17 protein-coding genes are annotated in these 18,385 nt (G+C 39.1%); 16 read left to right on the top strand and 1 reads right to left on the bottom strand.

Features of this window, described 5'->3' with window-relative positions; translation table 11 throughout:
* Positions 1–31: 31 nt before the first annotated feature.
* The 8 genes from accD (at position 32) to PQ511_RS06210 (ending at position 7,062) form a co-directional block, all read left to right on the top strand.
* The gene (gene accD / locus PQ511_RS06245) at positions 32–889 is read left to right on the top strand and encodes an acetyl-CoA carboxylase, carboxyltransferase subunit beta (protein ID WP_273851035.1); all 858 of its coding nucleotides are present in this window, start codon (positions 32–34) and stop codon (positions 887–889) included.
* On the top strand, positions 889–1,866 hold the full coding sequence (accA, locus tag PQ511_RS06240) for an acetyl-CoA carboxylase carboxyl transferase subunit alpha (protein ID WP_273851034.1): 978 nt from the start codon (positions 889–891) through the stop codon (positions 1,864–1,866). The genes accD and accA overlap by 1 nt, the downstream gene beginning before the upstream one ends.
* 115 nt (positions 1,867–1,981) lie before the next feature.
* Entirely contained in the window at positions 1,982–2,941 is a 960-nt protein-coding gene (pfkA, locus tag PQ511_RS06235; RefSeq protein WP_273851033.1) for a 6-phosphofructokinase, read from the top strand.
* A gap of 124 nt (positions 2,942–3,065) precedes the next feature.
* Entirely contained in the window at positions 3,066–4,820 is a 1,755-nt protein-coding gene (gene pyk / locus PQ511_RS06230; protein WP_273851032.1) for a pyruvate kinase, read from the top strand.
* A 181-nt stretch (positions 4,821–5,001) separates the two neighbouring features.
* Entirely contained in the window at positions 5,002–5,394 is a 393-nt protein-coding gene (locus PQ511_RS06225; protein ID WP_273851031.1) for an FxsA family protein, read from the top strand.
* Between the two features lie 244 nt (positions 5,395–5,638).
* The gene (locus PQ511_RS06220) at positions 5,639–6,073 is read left to right on the top strand and encodes a MarR family winged helix-turn-helix transcriptional regulator (RefSeq protein ID WP_273851030.1); all 435 of its coding nucleotides are present in this window, start codon (positions 5,639–5,641) and stop codon (positions 6,071–6,073) included.
* Between the two features lie 26 nt (positions 6,074–6,099).
* Positions 6,100–6,735, top strand: a complete 636-nt coding sequence (locus PQ511_RS06215; RefSeq protein ID WP_273851029.1) for a nitroreductase family protein — start codon at positions 6,100–6,102, stop codon at positions 6,733–6,735.
* 30 nt (positions 6,736–6,765) lie between these two features.
* The gene (locus PQ511_RS06210; RefSeq protein WP_273851028.1) at positions 6,766–7,062 is read left to right on the top strand and encodes a putative quinol monooxygenase; all 297 of its coding nucleotides are present in this window, start codon (positions 6,766–6,768) and stop codon (positions 7,060–7,062) included.
* A 115-nt stretch (positions 7,063–7,177) separates the two neighbouring features.
* Here PQ511_RS06210 and ytvI read toward each other — a convergent pair whose 3' ends face one another.
* Positions 7,178–8,296, bottom strand: a complete 1,119-nt coding sequence (gene ytvI / locus PQ511_RS06205) for a sporulation integral membrane protein YtvI (protein ID WP_273851027.1) — start codon at positions 8,294–8,296, stop codon at positions 7,178–7,180.
* A 139-nt stretch (positions 8,297–8,435) separates the two neighbouring features.
* On the opposite strand from ytvI, the gene PQ511_RS06200 reads away from it, so the two are divergent.
* From PQ511_RS06200 to polA, 8 genes are all read left to right on the top strand, one after another.
* Complete coding sequence (locus tag PQ511_RS06200; RefSeq protein ID WP_420541660.1) at positions 8,436–8,903, top strand: DUF441 domain-containing protein; 468 nt, start codon at positions 8,436–8,438, stop codon at positions 8,901–8,903.
* A 252-nt stretch (positions 8,904–9,155) separates the two neighbouring features.
* The gene (gene citZ / locus PQ511_RS06195; protein ID WP_273851026.1) at positions 9,156–10,271 is read left to right on the top strand and encodes a citrate synthase; all 1,116 of its coding nucleotides are present in this window, start codon (positions 9,156–9,158) and stop codon (positions 10,269–10,271) included.
* A 64-nt stretch (positions 10,272–10,335) separates the two neighbouring features.
* A complete protein-coding gene (gene icd, locus PQ511_RS06190) occupies positions 10,336–11,607 on the top strand; it encodes an NADP-dependent isocitrate dehydrogenase (RefSeq protein WP_273851025.1) in 1,272 nt (423 codons plus the stop codon).
* Positions 11,608–11,653: 46 nt separating this feature from the next.
* Positions 11,654–12,592: a malate dehydrogenase gene (gene mdh, locus PQ511_RS06185; RefSeq protein WP_273851024.1), complete on the top strand. Its 939-nt coding sequence runs from the start codon at positions 11,654–11,656 to the stop codon at positions 12,590–12,592.
* Between the two features lie 85 nt (positions 12,593–12,677).
* Entirely contained in the window at positions 12,678–13,157 is a 480-nt protein-coding gene (locus tag PQ511_RS06180; RefSeq protein WP_273851023.1) for a MaoC family dehydratase, read from the top strand.
* 193 nt (positions 13,158–13,350) lie between these two features.
* On the top strand, positions 13,351–14,070 hold the full coding sequence (locus tag PQ511_RS06175; protein WP_273851022.1) for a response regulator transcription factor: 720 nt from the start codon (positions 13,351–13,353) through the stop codon (positions 14,068–14,070).
* Positions 14,067–15,485 carry a two-component system histidine kinase PnpS gene (gene pnpS / locus PQ511_RS06170; protein WP_273851021.1) on the top strand — a complete coding sequence of 473 codons (1,419 nt, stop codon included), beginning with the start codon at positions 14,067–14,069 and terminating at the stop codon, positions 15,483–15,485. The genes PQ511_RS06175 and pnpS overlap by 4 nt, the downstream gene beginning before the upstream one ends.
* A gap of 261 nt (positions 15,486–15,746) precedes the next feature.
* Positions 15,747–18,374, top strand: a complete 2,628-nt coding sequence (gene polA, locus PQ511_RS06165; RefSeq protein WP_273851020.1) for a DNA polymerase I — start codon at positions 15,747–15,749, stop codon at positions 18,372–18,374.
* Positions 18,375–18,385 lie beyond the last annotated feature (11 nt).

Raw genomic sequence — 18,385 nt, 5'->3', positions numbered from 1 at the left:
CCATTAGGAGAAGCGAAAGGGATGGTCAACTTTGTTAAAAGATTTATTCAACAAGAAGAAAAAGTATGCGACGGTTCCCTCAGATAAAATAAAACAAGATGTCCCTGAAGGCATTATGACAAAGTGCCCGGGATGTAAAAGTATTATTTATACAAAAGAACTTGAAAAATCGCATAAAGTTTGTGTGAAGTGTGGCTACCACCACCAGATGTCTGCGCCGGAACGTTTAAAAGATACACTCGATCATGGTTCATTTAGAGAATTGGATGCTGAGATGATTTCAGAAAATCCGCTCTCATTCCCTGATTATGTTGAACGACTCGAGAAGGATCAAAAGAAATCTTCTTTGAATGAAGCAGTGGTGACTGGTGAAGGAACAATTGACGGTTACCGAACAGCCATCGCTGTTATGGATGCTCGTTTTCGAATGGGAAGCATGGGGTCTGTAGTAGGAGAAAAAATCACGAGAGCGATTGAGCACGCTCATAAAGAAAAAATTCCATTTATCATTTTTACTGCCTCCGGTGGTGCACGGATGCAAGAAGGCGTGTTAAGTTTAATGCAAATGGCGAAAACCAGCGTTGCACTTAAACGATTTAGCGATGATGGTGGTTTGTTTATTTCTATTATGACGCACCCTACAACTGGAGGAGTGTCAGCGAGCTTTGCATCTGTAGGGGACTTTAATTTCGCTGAACCTAAGGCATTAATTGGTTTTGCTGGTCGAAGGATTATTGAACAAACCATTCGTGAAGATCTTCCTGAAGATTTTCAAACAGCAGAATTTCTTCTTCATCATGGTCAGCTGGATCGCGTTATTCATCGTGCGGATATGAAGAAGACACTTAGTCAGGTATTAATGATTCATGGAAATAGAGGTGGAGAATGATGGGACAGAGGCTTGATTTTGAGCGTCCGCTTCAAGAATTAGAAGATAAAATTACGGAACTCCATGCTTTTATGGAAGAGAAAAATGTTGACCTTTCTGATGAAGTTTCACGACTTCAAAAAAGACTTTCAAAAATGGAAGGTGAAATCTACGAGAATTTAACAGCGTGGAATCGTGTTCAATTAGCAAGGCACCCTGAGAGACCAACGACCTCAGATTATATTGAGCGAATTTTTGAAGATTTTCTAGAACTGCACGGCGACCGTCTTTTTGGAGACGATGAAGCGATTGTAGGTGGAATTGCTACGTTTGAAGGACAACCTGTAACGGTTATTGGTCATCAGCGTGGTAAGGATACAAAAGAAAACCTTAGAAGAAACTTTGGAATGCCGCACCCAGAGGGATATCGAAAAGCGCTTCGCTTAATGAAGCAAGCAGAAAAGTTTCAGCGACCGGTCATCTTTCTGCTAGATACGAAAGGGGCGTTTCCCGGTAAAGCGGCTGAGGAACGTGGACAGAGTGAAGCGATCGCAAGAAACCTGATCGAAATGGCGGGATTAACCGTTCCCATTATTTGTATTGTTATTGGTGAAGGTGCAAGTGGAGGAGCTCTTGCGATTGGTGTAGGAAATCATGTGCATATGCTTGAGAATTCATGGTATTCTGTTATTTCACCAGAAGGTGCTGCAGCGCTTCTATGGAAGGATTCAAGTCTTGCGCAACAAGCTGCAGATACAATGAAAATTACAGCTCCAGATTTGAAAGAATTAAATGTAATTGATGAGATTATTCCAGAAGTAAGAGGTGGAGCTCATCGCAACGTGGAAGAGCAGTCAAAAGCAATCAAAGCTGCACTTGTTAAATCTCTTGAAGAACTGACACAACTTACCAAAGAAGAGCTAGTTAATCACCGCTATGAAAAATACAGAAATATCGGACAATATAGGTTTGTAACCGATACCATTGGCTTAAAATAAGGGAAGTGCTTTCTCAATTTAGAGAAAGCACTTTTTTGCGTTGGACCTTAGCTATTGTATTAAGAGGCTGTATTTGATATTTTAATAACACAAAGAATTAATGAGGTGAACAGTTATGAAACGTATTGGTGTACTTACCAGCGGAGGAGACTCACCAGGAATGAACGCAGCTATTCGTGCTGTCGTTCGAAAAGCAATTTACCATGATATTGAAGTTTATGGGATCTACCACGGGTATACCGGGTTGATTAATGGAAATATAGAAAAAATGGAAATCGGCTCTGTAGCTGATATCATTCATCGTGGAGGAACGATGCTTTACTCTGCGCGTTGTCCAGAGTTCAAAACACTTGAAGGTCAATTGAAAGGTGTAGAGAACTTAAAGAAATTTGGGATTGAAGGACTTGTCGTTATTGGCGGAGACGGGTCTTACCGAGGAGCTCAGAAATTGACGGGTCACGGATTTCCTACAATTGGAATTCCTGGAACGATTGATAATGATATTCCTGGTACAGATTTCACGATTGGCTTTGACACGGCTCTGAATACTGTTATTCAAGCCATTGATAAAATTCGTGATACGGCGACTTCTCACGAGCGTACATATGTGATTGAAGTTATGGGACGTGACGCTGGAGATATCGCTTTATGGTCTGGATTAGCTGATGGAGCTGAATCCATTCTTATTCCTGAAGAAAAATTTGAAATGTCGGATATTTTAAACCGTCTAAAGCGTGGCCATGATCGTGGAAAACGTCACAGCATTATTGTTGTTGCTGAAGGTGTTGGAAGCGGCGTTGAAATTGGAAAGCAAATTCAAGAAGAGATGAATATGGAAACGCGTGTAACCGTACTTGGTCACGTTCAACGTGGCGGCTCTCCCACTGCATCCGACCGCGTTCTCGCAAGTCGTCTTGGGGCACGTGCAGTGGAACTTCTTCTTGAAGGAGCGGAAGGCAGAACTGTCGGCATTCAGAATAACCAAATTGTTGACTTGGATATCAATGAAGCTCTCGCTCTTCCACATGAAGTTAACCAGAAGATGTGTCAGCTTGCGAAAGAATTATCTATTTAAGAAGATGATATTTGGTTCACCCCTTTTTATCTAAGGGGTGTATCGTAATGTCTGAAAAGATTACATAACTTTTTTGTTATGAAGAAAACTAATTGAAGCATAGCTTTTAGGAGGAGACAGACCCATGCGCAAAACTAAGATTGTCTGTACGATTGGACCAGCAAGTGAAAATGAACAAACTCTAGAGAAGTTGATTAATGCAGGGATGAACGTAGCCCGTTTGAATTTCTCACACGGTGATTTTGAAGAACACGGTAGCCGTATTAAATCGATTCGTACAGTTGCTGAGAAGCTGGGTAAAAACGTAGCGATTCTTTTAGATACAAAAGGTCCGGAAATCCGTACGAATAATATGGAAAATGGAGGAATCGATCTCGAAGCTGGTCAACAGCTTATCGTTTCTATGGAAGAAGTACTTGGGACAACTGAGAAAATCTCTGTCACATATCCTGACCTTGTGAATGACGTTCATGTTGGATCAAAAATTCTTCTGGATGACGGATTAATCGAACTTGAAGTAAAGCAAATTGAGAAAAACGAACTTTACACAGAAGTATTGAACAATGGAACGCTGAAAAACAAAAAAGGGGTTAACGTTCCTAACGTAAGCGTAAACCTTCCAGGTATTACAGATAAAGACGCTGCTGATATTGAATTTGGTATTGAGCAAGGTGTAGACTTTATTGCTGCTTCATTTGTTCGTCGTGTATCTGATGTACTTGACATTCGTAAGCTTCTTGAAAAGCATAAAGCAACGGATATTCAAATTATCCCTAAAATTGAGAACCGTGAAGGTGTCGATAATATCGATTCTATCCTTGAGATCTCTGATGGCTTAATGGTTGCGCGTGGTGACCTCGGTGTTGAAATTCCAGCTGAAGAAGTACCTTTAGTACAAAAGCAGCTTATTAAGAAATGTAATGCACTTGGTAAACCGGTTATTACAGCAACGCAAATGCTTGATTCGATGCAGCGTAACCCTCGTCCGACACGTGCGGAAGCGAGTGACGTTGCCAATGCGATTCTCGATGGCACAGATGCAATCATGCTTTCAGGTGAAACAGCAGCAGGATCATACCCTGTAGAAGCTGTTCAAACGATGCATAACATAGCTTCCTATACTGAAAAGTCATTAAACTTCCGTGAACTTCTTTCGGTAAGAAGTAAAGAAACGGAAACAAATACAACGAATGCAATTAGTGAATCAGTAGCTCACACGGCTTATAACTTAAACGTACCAGCTATTATTACAGCAACTGAGAGTGGTCATACCGCGCGTATGATTTCTAAATACCGTCCGAAAGCCCCTATCGTAGCTGTAACAAATACGGCTAGCGTGTGCCGAAAGCTTGCTCTTGTATGGGGCGTTCACGCACAAGAAGGACATAAGGTGTCGACAACGGATGAAATGCTAGAAGTAGCTGTTGATGCTTCAATCCAATCAGGAATTGTTAACCACGGAGACACAGTCGTGATTACTGCCGGAGTTCCAGTTGGAGAATCTGGTACAACAAACTTGATGAAAGTTCACGTAATCGGAGATATCCTTGCCAAAGCCCAAGGTATTGGTAAAACGTCTACTTCAGGGCGCATCGCGATTGCTAAAACAGCTGAAGAAGCGATCCAAAAAGCAGACGCTAATACCATTCTTGTAACAATCGGTTCAGATAAAGATATGGTTCCTGCTCTTGAAAAAGCAGCTGGACTTATCACTGAAGAAGGCGGGCTAACTTGCCATGCTGCGGTTGTTGGGCTTAGCCTTGGTCTTCCAGTAGTAGTTGGACTAGAGAATGCAACTCAACTATTTGAAGAAGGTCAGCAAGTAACCCTTGATGCCACTACAGGAATTATTTACAACGGAAAAGCTAGCATTTTATAAGCGAGTTTTAAACTTCTTAAAAGGCTGTCGAAGAAATCGACAGCCTTTTTTCATTATTTCTGATAAGTATTCATCAAACCTAATAAAGTGATGAATGCAATTGAGTTCGAAAATGATGTTAAATCACGTATAATAAGATGTAACGGGACAAATTCCCGATTATGATTGAGGGAGCTATGTGATGTTTCGTATTTTGTTGCTTTTTATTATTATCGTTCCGGCTCTAGAGATTGCTCTGTTACTTCTATCAGGAAAAACACTTGGACTTCTTCCAACGGTTTTATTGATTATTGGGACAGGGATCCTTGGGGCGTGGCTTGCGCGTAAAGAAGGGGCAGAAACGATCCAGAAGGTTAACAGGCAGATGCAGACTGGCCAAATGCCCGGAGAAGCGATCCTGGATGGTTTATGTATACTTGTAGGTGGCGTTGTTTTACTGACGCCAGGATTTATCACTGATGCAGTAGGTTTTTTACTTCTCATCCCAGCAACTAGAAAACCATTTAAAAGATGGATGAAAAAATTTCTTGAACGTCGAATAAATAATGGCCAATTTATGTTTATTAGAAGGTAAAAAACGTTATAAACTATTCCTTATAATTTTTTGCAGAAGAGTTCGTAAGGAGCTTGGATACATGTCTAAGCTTCTTTTTTTATGGGATTTTAATCTTTAGAAATATTGAAGTTGCATGATGAGGAGATCAACCTATGACCCATCAATCAACAGAGGTAATTTAATTGACATTCAGAAAGACATCTAGTATATTGTTTGATGAGTCAATGATTGACCCGTCAAACGATTTAAGGAGGAGGATGCGTTGAAAAATTCTTGCTCAGATGAAGGGGAAATTTTATTTCAGTTAAATGAAATATACAAGCAAATGAGTCCTAAATTTGAAAGGTGCACCGGTATTAGTCAATCGCGCTTAGAACTCCTGCATAAATTATTTGAGGTTGATGAAATTAGCCAAACCGCTTTGCAGAAAGAAGTGAATATTGACAGTGCCGCGGTTACTAGACATTTAAAGCAGCTTGAATTAAAAGAGATGGTTACTCGCCGAAAGAAACCGGACGATAACCGCTTTACCTTTGTGAAACTAACAGAAGAAGGTAGAGAAAAAATTGCTGCCTTTCGAAAAGAAAAAGAAGAGTTTATTGGGAAAGTACTAAAAGATTTTAGTGAGCAGGAACAAACCCAATTATCGACGATGCTTCATCGTATTCAAAGTAATATAGAAGAGATTCAATACTAACAAGAAGGACATAAGGAGATTTAATCATGAATGCAACGAAAATAAATGACTTTAACGAAATTATCACAGGACGACGCTCTATTCGTCATTATGATCCATCAGTAAAAATTACGAGAGAAGAGATGACGGAAATTCTAACAGAAGCTACGCTTGCACCATCTTCTGTTAACCTTCAACCATGGCGTTTCGTGGTAATTGATAGCGAAGGAGGAAAAGCAACTCTAGCACCGCTAGCAAAATTTAATCAATCACAAGTTGAAACATCTGCTGCTGTTATTGCTGTATTTGTCGATATGAACAGCTTGGACTTTGCCGATGAAATTTATGACACGGCTGTACAAAAAGGATATATGCCTGCAGAGGTAAGAGATCAGCAACTTCCTGCTATCAAAGGTTTGTTAGAGGGAATGTCAACTGAGCAGTTTAGAGAAATGAATATTATTGATGCTGGATTGGTTTCCATGCAGTTGATGTTAGCTGCAAAAGCACACGGTTATGACACTAATCCAATTGGTGGATATGAGAAAGCGCAAATCGCAGAAGCCTATGGTATGGATAAAGAGCGTTATTACCCAGTTATGTTAATTTCAATTGGTAAGGCAGCAAATGAAGGATATAAATCTGTCCGTTTACCTGTTGAATCCATTACAGATTGGAAATAAAAAAACAATAAATGAAAAGAGGAATGAACGATGATTATCATCCATGCAGAATTACAAATTAACTCAGCTAAAGAAGAAGGTTTTCTTAAAGAAGTAACAACTTTAATTGAAGCGGCGAGAAATGAAGAAGGCAACATTTCTTACACGCTTACAAAAGATGTTGAAAAAGAAAACACATATAAAATGATTGAAGCTTATAAAGATATGCCTTCGGTCGAAGCACACAACCAAAGTGCTCATTTCCAAGCTTTTGTTGGGAAAGCACCAGAATATCTAACTGCGCCATTAGAAGTAAAAGTTTATGACGCTACCGAAATAAAAAAATAATTTATTGCCAGTCATTTTATAATGCAAAAGGGGAGTAACATGAGAATTAGACGTTACTCCCCTTTTTACTTTGCATGTGTCTGATTGTCAACGTCGGTTAGAGATCAATGTTATTTTATTTAGCTGATGTTCCTTTAATATAACTCCAAATATCTTTAAATACGTTTGCATGATAAAGCGTTTTAAGAACGACAAGAAGAACTGGACCAATAATTAGTCCTATAAATCCAAATACTTGAAACCCTACAAATAATGCAATTAACGTTGCAAGAGGATCAAGTCCTATATTTGATGAAAGAACTTTTGGCTCCATTACCTGACGTTGAATTACAACGACCCCATAAAGGATAGAAAGCCCAATTGTTAGACCATAATTCCCAGTTAAAAACGAGTATATCATCCACGGTACGAAAATAGCTCCAGTACCAAGGTAAGGTAACAAGTCCACTAGACCGATAATAATGGCTATTGTGATGGCATAATCTACTCTTAAAATGAGTAGTCCCACAAGGACGATCACAGCTGTCATAGAGATGAGTGTAAGCTGAGCCTTAAGAAAACCAAACAATGCCCTTCTTAAATCCACATAGACTGTACCTATGCTCTTTTGGATATCAGGTCGCACTTTCTTTTTTATCCAATTAATAAATTTATACCAGTCTTTACTAATAAAGAAAGTGGCTAACATCGAGAAGACAAGAACGGTTAATATGGTTGGTAAACTAACGATAATAGAGCGTATTCCTTCCACAAGAGATTGAAGGATATTGGTTAGCGCTGTAGTGACAGTTGTTCCGACCGATTGAATATTATCAAGCACAGTTGTTTGCTGATCTTTATTTAAGTCTTTAAATAGATCTTCTAATTGATTATAAAGCGGCATGACGTGTGACACGAATAGTTCTTCTACGAAACGAACGATTTCTTGAAAGTTTCCAGGTAATACGTCAGCGATGTAAACAATGCCCTGAACGATTTCATTCACAAGAAGAGCAATGAAAGCTGCAAGAACACCGACTAGAAATAAGATAGACAGAGCGACAGCTAGTGGTCTTGGTATCCTTCCTCTGCTTTCTAATAAGTCAACAAGCGGATTAATTAAAAAAGCTAGTAGTAAGGCAATCACAAAAGGGTACGCAAGATGCCAAATATAATAAAAGGCGATTAAGCTAATCATAATAAGGAGAATCACAAGGAGAAAACGTAAAACTCTATGTATGTATGTCCAGTTCATTTCAACCCCCCTAGGATACCTTTCCTATATTTTACACCGCCTTCTTTAGAACAAGCAATTGTTGTGAAGCTGTTCCGTGCTTATTTTCTAAAAGTTTGTTATGCTAAAAGAGTTCTGCTAATGTGAAAGAGGGACCGTTATGACAATTATTTCTCAGCCTACTCTATTTCTTCTCATCTTACTTGGAATTGCACTTATTGCGAAAAATAGCTCGCTTATGATTGCGGTTGCTGTTTTATTGGTTGTAAAAGCGATCGGACTTGGTGATAAAGTCTTTCCTTTAGTACAATCTAAAGGAATTTCTTGGGGCGTCACAATCATTACAATTGCAGTGCTCGTTCCAATTGCAAGTGGAGATATAGGGTTTAAGCAACTTGGCGAAGCAGTTAAATCTTCTTATGCTTGGATTGCAATGGGAGCGGGTATATTTGTTGCAATCATTGCCTCTAAAGGGATTATCTTGCTCCAAAATGATCCGCATATTACGACAGCCCTTGTTTTTGGTACTATTCTTGCTGTAGCGGTTTTTCAAGGGATTGCCGTAGGTCCATTAATTGGAGCGGGTATTGCTTACATGGCGATGAAAGTTGTTGAATTTTTTACCTGAACGACTGCTCAGTAATGCATGAGTTGTAGACCATCCACGTCTTTTTTATCATTTTTTCGACATTTGAGAAAAAAAGGAATCGACGAAATCATGCATATTCATTCACAAATATCAGAGAATTGTTTATAATGAGAACTGACGCACCATCTTGTACATAGGTTCTTATTTTTTTGGAGCGTTTTAAAAGCGTTATCAAAGCAGAATTTTTAGAAAATACTAGAGCCAATAATATGGAAAAGGAGAGGGGAACGTATGACGACTACTCGCGGATTAGAAGGCGTAGTTGCAACAACATCATCGATTAGTTCTATCGTAAATGATGTCCTAACATACAGAGGGTATAATATCGATGACCTCGCTGAAAATGCTAGTTTTGAAGAAGTAATTTATTTACTATGGAATGATAAACTTCCAAATAAGACTGAACTTGAGGAATTTACAGCCGACTTTGCAAAGAATGCTTCCATTCCTGAAGAAATTGTAAGTCAGATGAAATCGTATCCGATTGAGAAGGTACACCCAATGGCTGCTCTTCGTACAGCTGTTTCTACTCTTGCACTGTATGATGAAGAAGCAGATGATATGAGTGAAGAGGCAAACTATCGTAAAGCGATTCGTCTCCAGGCAAAGATTCCAACTGTTGTAACCGCTTTTTCTCGGATTCGTGAAGGAAAAGCGCCAGTAGAGCCTAAAGAAGATCTGAGTTTTGCTGCTAACTTTCTTTACACGTTAACAGGTGAACTTCCTCAAGATGTGGCTGTTACTGCAATTAATAAAGCTCTTGTGCTGCATGCTGATCATGAGTTAAACGCGTCAACATTCACAGCACGTGTATGTGTTGCTACACTTTCAGATATGTATTCAGGCGTAACAGCAGCGATTGGAGCACTGAAAGGACCTTTGCATGGTGGAGCAAATGAGCGTGTAATGGCGATGCTAAGTGAAATTGATCGTGTTGATAATGTTGAACCTTATTTGCAAAAAGCATTTGAAAATAAAGAGAAAATCATGGGCTTTGGTCACCGAGTCTACAAAACTGGTGATCCACGTGCAAAACATCTTCGAGAAATGTCTCGTCAGTTAACTGATCTTACTGGTGAAACCAAGTGGTACGAGATGTCAACAAAGATGGAAGAAATTGTGACAAGTGAAAAGGGTCTTCCACCTAATGTCGATTTCTATTCAGCTTCTGTTTATCATAGTCTTGGAATCGATCACGATTTATTCACACCACTTTTCGCAGTAAGCCGTGTATCTGGTTGGATTGCTCATATTCTTGAACAATATAGCAACAATCGTTTGATCCGCCCGCGTGCTGAGTACGTAGGAGCAACAAACCAAACGTATGTCAAAGTAGAAGATAGATAATAAAAAGGGGAGACTTCTTCCCTTTTTACTTTAAATGTTAATCATTCACTAGGAGGAATATAAAATGGCTAATGGAGAGAAGATTACCGTAAATAATGGTGTACTAAACGTTCCAGATCATGCAATTATTCCATACATTGAAGGCGATGGTACGGGTCCTGATATATGGGCAGCTGCTTCTAAAGTGCTAGAAGGTGCAGTTGATAAAGCTTATGGCGGTAAGAAAAAAATCGTCTGGAAAGAAGTTTATGCAGGTCAAAAAGCTTATGATAAAACTGGTGAATGGCTTCCAGGAGATACACTAGATGCTATTCGTGAATACATAATTGCGATTAAAGGACCTCTTACAACACCGGTTGGTGGGGGCATTCGTTCTCTCAATGTTGCTCTACGTCAAGAGCTTGATTTGTTTACTTGTCTTCGTCCAGTTCGTTATTTTAAAGGTGTTCCTTCACCGGTAAAGCGTCCTGAAGATACAGATATGGTTATTTTCAGAGAAAATACAGAAGATATTTATGCTGGAATCGAATTCCAGAAGGGTACAGATGACGTTAAGAAAGTCATTTCATTCCTTCAGGATGAAATGGGTGCAAAAAACATTCGCTTCCCAGAAACTTCTGGTATTGGTATTAAGCCCGTTTCAGAAGAAGGAACTAAGCGCCTTGTTCGTGCTGCTATTCAGTATGCACTTGATGAAGGACGTAGAAATGTAACGCTTGTTCATAAAGGTAACATCATGAAATTCACTGAAGGAGCTTTCAAAAACTGGGGCTATGAAGTAGCTGAGCAGGAATTTGGAGATAAAGTCTTCACGTGGTCTGAATATGATCGTATCGTAGAAGAGAAAGGGAAAGATGCTGCGAACGAAGCTCAGTCTAAGGCGGAAGGCGAAGGAAAGCTAATCGTTAAAGATGCGATTGCAGATATTTTCTTACAACAAATTCTAACTCGTCCAGCTGAATTTGATGTTGTCGCAACGATGAACTTAAACGGTGACTATGTATCTGACGCTTTAGCAGCTCAAGTTGGTGGAATTGGAATTGCTCCAGGAGCTAACATTAATTATGAAACAGGACATGCGATTTTTGAAGCAACACACGGCACAGCTCCAAAATACGCTGGTCTTGATAAAGTAAACCCTTCTTCCGTTATTCTTTCAGGTGTACTTATGCTTGAACACATTGGATGGAATGAAGCAGCGAAGCTTGTTCTAGATTCAATGGAAAAGACAATTGCGAATAAAGTGGTTACTTATGACTTTGCTCGTCTCATGGACGGTGCAACGGAAGTGAAAACATCCGAATTTGGTGATGAACTTATCAACAATATGGACTAAACCAAAGGACCACTATTCTTATAAGCATGAAAGGAGTGGCTAGTAAATGACAATCAAACGCAAAAAGGTTTCTGTAATTGGTGCTGGCTTTACTGGTGCAACCACCGCTTTTCTTTTAGCTCAGAAAGAATTGGCTGATGTTGTGCTCGTTGACATTCCGAATCAAGAGGGACCAACAAAAGGAAAAGCACTTGATATGTTTGAAGCAAGTCCCGTTCAGGGATTTGATTCAAAAATCACCGGTACTTCTAATTATGAAGATACAGCAGATTCAGATATTGTTGTCATTACAGCAGGTATTGCAAGAAAGCCGGGGATGAGCCGAGATGATCTTGTGAATACAAATGCGAAAATCATGAAGAGTGTTACGAAGGATATTGTGAAATATTCTCCTGAAACCACTATTGTAGTCTTAACGAATCCTGTTGATGCAATGACATATACGGTATTTAAGGAGTCTGGCCTTCCTAAAAATCGCGTTATAGGTCAGTCGGGAATTCTTGATTCTGCCCGTTTTCGTTCATTTATTGCTGAAGAGTTGAACCTTTCTGTTAAAGATATTACAGGTTTTGTCCTCGGTGGGCACGGCGATGATATGGTACCGCTTGTTCGCTATTCGTTTGCTGGGGGTATTCCACTTCAAAAATTAATCTCAGAAGAACGCCTTGCTGAAATTGTGGAACGCACGCGAAAAGGGGGAGGCGAAATTGTAAGCCTCCTTGGAAATGGGAGTGCTTATTATGCTCCTGCTGCCTCATTAGTTGAGATGGCAGAAGCGATTCTTAAGGATCAGCGTCGTGTCCTTCCAACTATCGCTTATCTAGAAGGTGAGTATGGTTACGACGGTCTTTACCTTGGCGTACCAACAATTCTTGGTGGAGGCGGTATTGAAGAGATTATCGAGCTTGATTTAACCGCGGAAGAGAAGAAAGAGTTAGATAAATCAGCTAACTCTGTACGTAAAGTTATGACAGTCTTAGGTTAATAAGGCGATTGAATAGATCCGGTGTAAGAACCGGATCTATTTTTAAAACGCCTCAGAAAGCGCTTTCATTAAAGGGGGAGAAGCGATGCTATTAGGAAAAAAACGTAAGCTTGGAAGAATGATCGATGAAATATCAATAGGTGAGAAGCTTGAAGTAACGGAAAAAATTGAAGATCGCGATCTTCTTTTATATCTTGGTCTTTCAAACGATAATAATCCTCTTTTCATTCAGCATGATTATGCCTCTATGACACCTTTTAAAAAACCTATCGTACCGCAAATCATGCTACTTGCTATTGTTACAGGTGCTATTTCCAAGTATTTGCCCGGACCGGGAAGCAGTATTAAAAAGCAAGAAGTCATATACGAAACCCCTGTTCATCATTATGAGACGCTTCACTTTCAGTTTGAAGTGGTCGATGTCCTCCCAGAAACACACGAAGTTGAAATAAGTGTGAAAGGTGTAAACGAATCAGGAGATTCTATTTTAGACGGTACTTTTACTGTTAGCCCACCTTATTCTGCCAAACCATTAACGAAGTCAACTTCTTTCGATAATTTTTAGAGCCTGCTAAAGGCTCTTTTTTTTATGTTATTCCTTCTAATGCGTAATTAAAACGCTTCATAAAGGAGAGAAACTTAAGTTTTTCTTTTGCCTTTGTAAAAATAATAGTATGATGAGGGTATTCAGGCTAAAATAAAGAAAACGTCTGTGGTCGGCATTGATGAATGGGGAAATTCGTTAGGGGGATATGACAATGGCTCAAAAAATACTAGTTGTTGACGATGAAATGTCGATTTTAACTTTGCTACAATTTAACCTTGAACAAGCAGGTTATGAAGTAGTAACGGCAGAAGATGGTGCACAAGCATTGGATGTTGTTGAGGCGGAGAATCCTAATTGCATTATTCTTGATCTGATGCTACCTGAAATGGATGGATTAGAGGTATGTAAGGAATTAAGACAGCGACACATTCATACGCCTGTGTTAATGCTTACAGCGAAAGATGATGAATTTGATAAAGTACTTGGTCTTGAACTGGGTGCTGATGATTATATGACAAAACCGTTTAGTCCAAGAGAAGTAGTTGCCCGAGTTAAAGCAATCCTTAGACGTGTAAAACAACTTGAAGAATCAAAGGTTGCAACAGAGAAAGAAGAATCAGAGAAAATACAGGTTGGAGAACTAGAGGTTTATCCAAACAATTACGAATCATTTTTCCAAGGAGAAATGATGGAAGTCACACCTAAAGAATTTGAACTGTTAGTGTACCTCGTACGACATAAAGGGCGCGTGCTAACAAGAGAACAACTTTTAAGTGCAGTTTGGAATTATGACTTTGTAGGTGATACACGAATTGTAGATGTCCACGTTAGTCATTTAAGAGAAAAAATTGAAGAGAATACGCGTAAACCAGAATACATCAAAACAATCAGGGGGCTCGGCTATAAGTTAGAGGAGCCATCCAGTAAATGAAGCGTTTTCGCTCGCGGTTTTTAAATGCTCAATTTGTTATTCTTTTTCTTGTCTTTTCAATCTTGGTTGTTTTCTTAGGAAATTTATTTGAAGGAATTTTATTTGATAATGCTAGTGAAGAGGCATTATCAAATATGTGGTTAATCTTGATATTTTCATTTGCTGGGGCTTTTTTCATTATTATTTACCTTAGTCTTCGTATCTCAAATCAATTAACCAAGCCTTTAGAGGGAGCATTGAATGTTGCCAATGAGCTTGCTTCGGGGAATTTTAAAGCACGAACTTATGAATATAAGCTCGATGAGACAGGACAACTTAGTCACGCTTTAAACATTCTTGCACGGAATTTACAAAACATGACAAATTCTTATGAAATTCAACAAAACCGTTTAATGACATTGATTGAAAATATGGATAGTGGTCTAATTCTGATTGATTCAAAAGGTCATATAAACCTCGTTAATCGCTTTTATAAAGAGACTTTTCATATTAAAACGGAAGACTATTTAGATGTGCTTTATTATGAAGCACTTCCGTACAGGGAAATTATTCGATTAGTGGAAGAGACGCTATTAGTTGAGCAAACCGTTCGAAAGCAAGTTGAGCTGCCAGTTGGGATTGAAATGCGACATTTTGATGTATCTGGTGCACCGATTTTAAATCAAGACGAGAAGCTGAAGGGTGTCGTTCTCGTCTTTCACGATATAACAGAATTAAAAAAACTTGAACAAATGCGAAAAGATTTTGTAGCAAACGTCTCACATGAGTTGAAAACCCCAGTCACTTCGTTGAAGGGTTTTGCTGAGACACTACTTGATGGAGCTATGGAAAACAAAGCTTTCCGCACTCGTTTCCTAACGATTATTTTAAATGAAAGTGATCGTCTTCAAAGTCTTATTCAAGATCTACTCGACCTCTCAAAAATGGAACAGAAGCATTTTTCGCTTAATTGGCAAGATGTAGACTTGAAAGAAGTCATTGATGATTGCCTTTTAATGACGAAAAGCAAGGCAGATAAGAAGAACATTGAAGTTGATATTCGCTACGATGGAGATCTTCAAATCAAGGGCGATGCGAATCGTTTAAAACAAGTGTTTCTTAATTTAATAGCGAATAGTATTACGTATACTCCAGAAGGAGGGAGCGTAACGGTATTCGTAAAGGAAGAAAGCGATGCTGTTAAGTTTACAATTTCAGATAATGGAATCGGTATACGTCAAGAAGAGCTACCGAGAATTTTTGAGCGATTTTACCGAGTCGATCGAGCAAGAAGTAGGAATTCCGGTGGCACGGGTCTTGGCCTTGCGATTGTGAAACACCTTGTCGAAGCCCATCAGGGGCACATTGAAGTAAATAGTCAACCTGGTGAAGGGACAACGTTTATGATTACGTTAAATAAAGAGAAACGATCTTAATCTTTACGTTTTCTTTACAGTTAGTTTATATGCCCTTCAAATTATTTCTGTAACGTAATAGTTGACCCCTTCATCATGACGAGAGCATATTTTTGAGACGAGACTTTCTCGTCTCCTTTTTTTTTATTATTAGGAACAGGACAAGAGCGATTTATTGGACGCTTGTTTTTCATTCTTTTTCCCATCGTGGTAAAATAAATGAAGCAGGCGTCTTTTATAATGGACAAAGATCGATAATATGAACGAGATGGAGGACTTCTATTGAAGAACAAGTTAGTGTTAATCGATGGGAATAGCATTGCGTATCGAGCGTTTTTTGCATTACCATTATTAAATAATGATAAAGGTGTTTATACGAATGCCGTACTAGGGTTTACGACGATGTTACTGAAAATTATTGAGAACGAATCACCGACACACATGCTCGTAGCGTTCGACGCGGGAAAAACAACTTTTCGTCATCAAACGTATACGGAGTATAAAGGTGGTCGCCAAAAAACCCCTTCAGAATTGAGTGAACAGTTCCCTGTCATTCGTGAAGTGCTGGACGCATTTGATATTAAGCGATATGAAATTAAGAACTATGAAGCAGATGATATTATCGGAACGGTATCGGATCTTGCGAGTAAAGAAGATTGGGAAGTGAAAATCTATTCTGGAGACAAAGATTTACTACAACTTGTTTCTGAAAATGTGCACGTAGCCTTAACGAGAAAGGGAATCACTGATATTGATACATATGATCCAGCCTTTCTCCATGAAAAATACGGGCTGAGTGCAGACCAAATTATTGATATGAAAGCACTTATGGGTGATAATTCAGACAATATTCCTGGTGTACCTGGTGTTGGAGAGAAAACAGCTCTTAAATTGTTAAAACAGTTTGGAACGGTAGAAGCTGTTTTTGAATCACTTGATGAGGTTTCTGGTAAAAAGTTAAAAGAAAAGTTAGAAGAAAATCAAGATCAGGCTATGATGAGTAAAGAGCTTGTGACCATCTTTAAAGAAACGCCGCTTGAGCTAGGAATAGATGACCTTGGGTATGGTGGTTATGATCAGAAAACGGTTGCCTCTCTTTTTAATGAGCTTGGATTCAAGTCTCTATTGAATCGAATCGGAGAAGCTGAGGTAGAGGACGAAGAAATTGATGACTTGCCTTTTGAGACGATCAACGAAATTCAGTCTGAACACTTAGTTAGTCCTTCTGCGATGATTGTCGAGGTTATGGAAGAAAATTACCACAATGCAGAGATTCAAGGAATCTCACTTGTGAATGAAAATGGAAATTATTTCATTCCAACAGATTTAGCGTTACAGTCTGAATTGTTCCGCGATTTTCTGGAAGATGGCACTCAGAAAAAATGGGTGTTTGATGCGAAAAGAGCCGTTGTAGCTTTAGGTTGGAAGGGGATTTCCTTAGAAGGGATTACATTTGATTTAGTGATTGCTTCTTATCTCTTAAACCCCTCTGAATCAACCCATGATCTATCTGCTATTTCAAGACGAGAGGGCTTTTCTATTGTGTCTTCTGATGAGAGCATCTATGGAAAAGGCGCGAAACGTAAACTTCCGGAAGTAGAAGAGTTTTCGGATCACCTTGTTCGAAAAGCCTATGCCGTTTATCAGTTAAAAGAGAAGCTTGAAGAACAGTTGAAGCACAATGAGCAGTATGAGCTGTTCCACGACCTAGAAATGCCTCTAACGCTGGTTTTAGGTGAAATGGAAACAAAAGGCGTTTCTGTAGATACTAAATTCCTAGAAAAAATGAGCGAAGAATTAAATGAAAAACTGAGTAAAATTGAAGCGAAGGTTTTTGAACTCGCAGGAACTGAGTTTAATATTAACTCTCCGAAGCAGCTTGGTGAAGTCCTGTTTGAAAAATTGGAGCTTCCGGTGATGAAGAAAACAAAAACGGGATACTCTACCTCTGCAGACGTGTTAGAAAAGCTTGAAAGTAAGCACGAGGTTATTCCTGAAATTCTTCTTTATCGTCAGCTCGGGAAATTAAATTCGACCTACGTTGAAGGTTTGTTAAAAGTCATCTATTCAGATACAGGGAAAATACACACACGGTTTAATCAAGCACTTACTCAAACGGGAAGACTTAGCTCAATTGATCCAAATTTGCAGAATATCCCGATTCGTCTTGAAGAAGGTCGCAAAATCAGAAAAGCGTTTATTCCATCTCAAAAAGACTGGGTGATGTTTGCAGCAGATTATTCTCAAATTGAGCTGCGAGTTCTTGCCCATATTGCTCAGGATAAGAACTTAATTGAAGCATTCCAACAAGATGAAGATATTCATACAAAAACGGCAATGAACGTGTTCAATGTCGATAAAGAAGATGTCACATCTAACATGAGAAGACATGCGAAAGCCGTTAACTTTGGCATTGTTTACGGCATTAGTGATTATGGGTTATCACAAAGTATCGACGTTTCTAGAAAAGAAGCGGGAGAATTTATTGACCGCTATTTAGAGAGCTTTCCAGGAGTTAAAAACTATATGGAAGACGTTGTCACAAAAGCAAAAGAAGACGGGTATGTCTCAACTTTGTTACAGAGAAGAAGATATCTACCTGAAATTAATTCTCGTAACTTTAATCAACGTGGCTTCGCTGAACGAACAGCAATGAACACGCCCATACAGGGGACGGCTGCTGATATTATTAAGCTTGCCATGGTTCAAATGGAGACACGCTTAAAAGAAGAGAAGTTAGAAACGCGTATGTTGCTTCAAGTACATGATGAATTGATTTTTGAGGCACCACAAGATGAGATTGAAACGTTAAAACGTATCGTACCTGAAGTAATGGAATCTGCCATCAAACTGGATGTGCCACTGAAAGTTGATTATGAGTACGGCTCCACCTGGTATGATGCGAAGTAGGCATCAAAGGA

The sequence above is a fragment of the Guptibacillus spartinae genome, from assembly GCF_028610625.1.
Taxonomy (GTDB): Bacteria; Bacillota; Bacilli; order Bacillales; family Guptibacillaceae; genus Guptibacillus; species Guptibacillus spartinae.
This window is presented reverse-complemented; position numbering and strand designations above follow the sequence as displayed.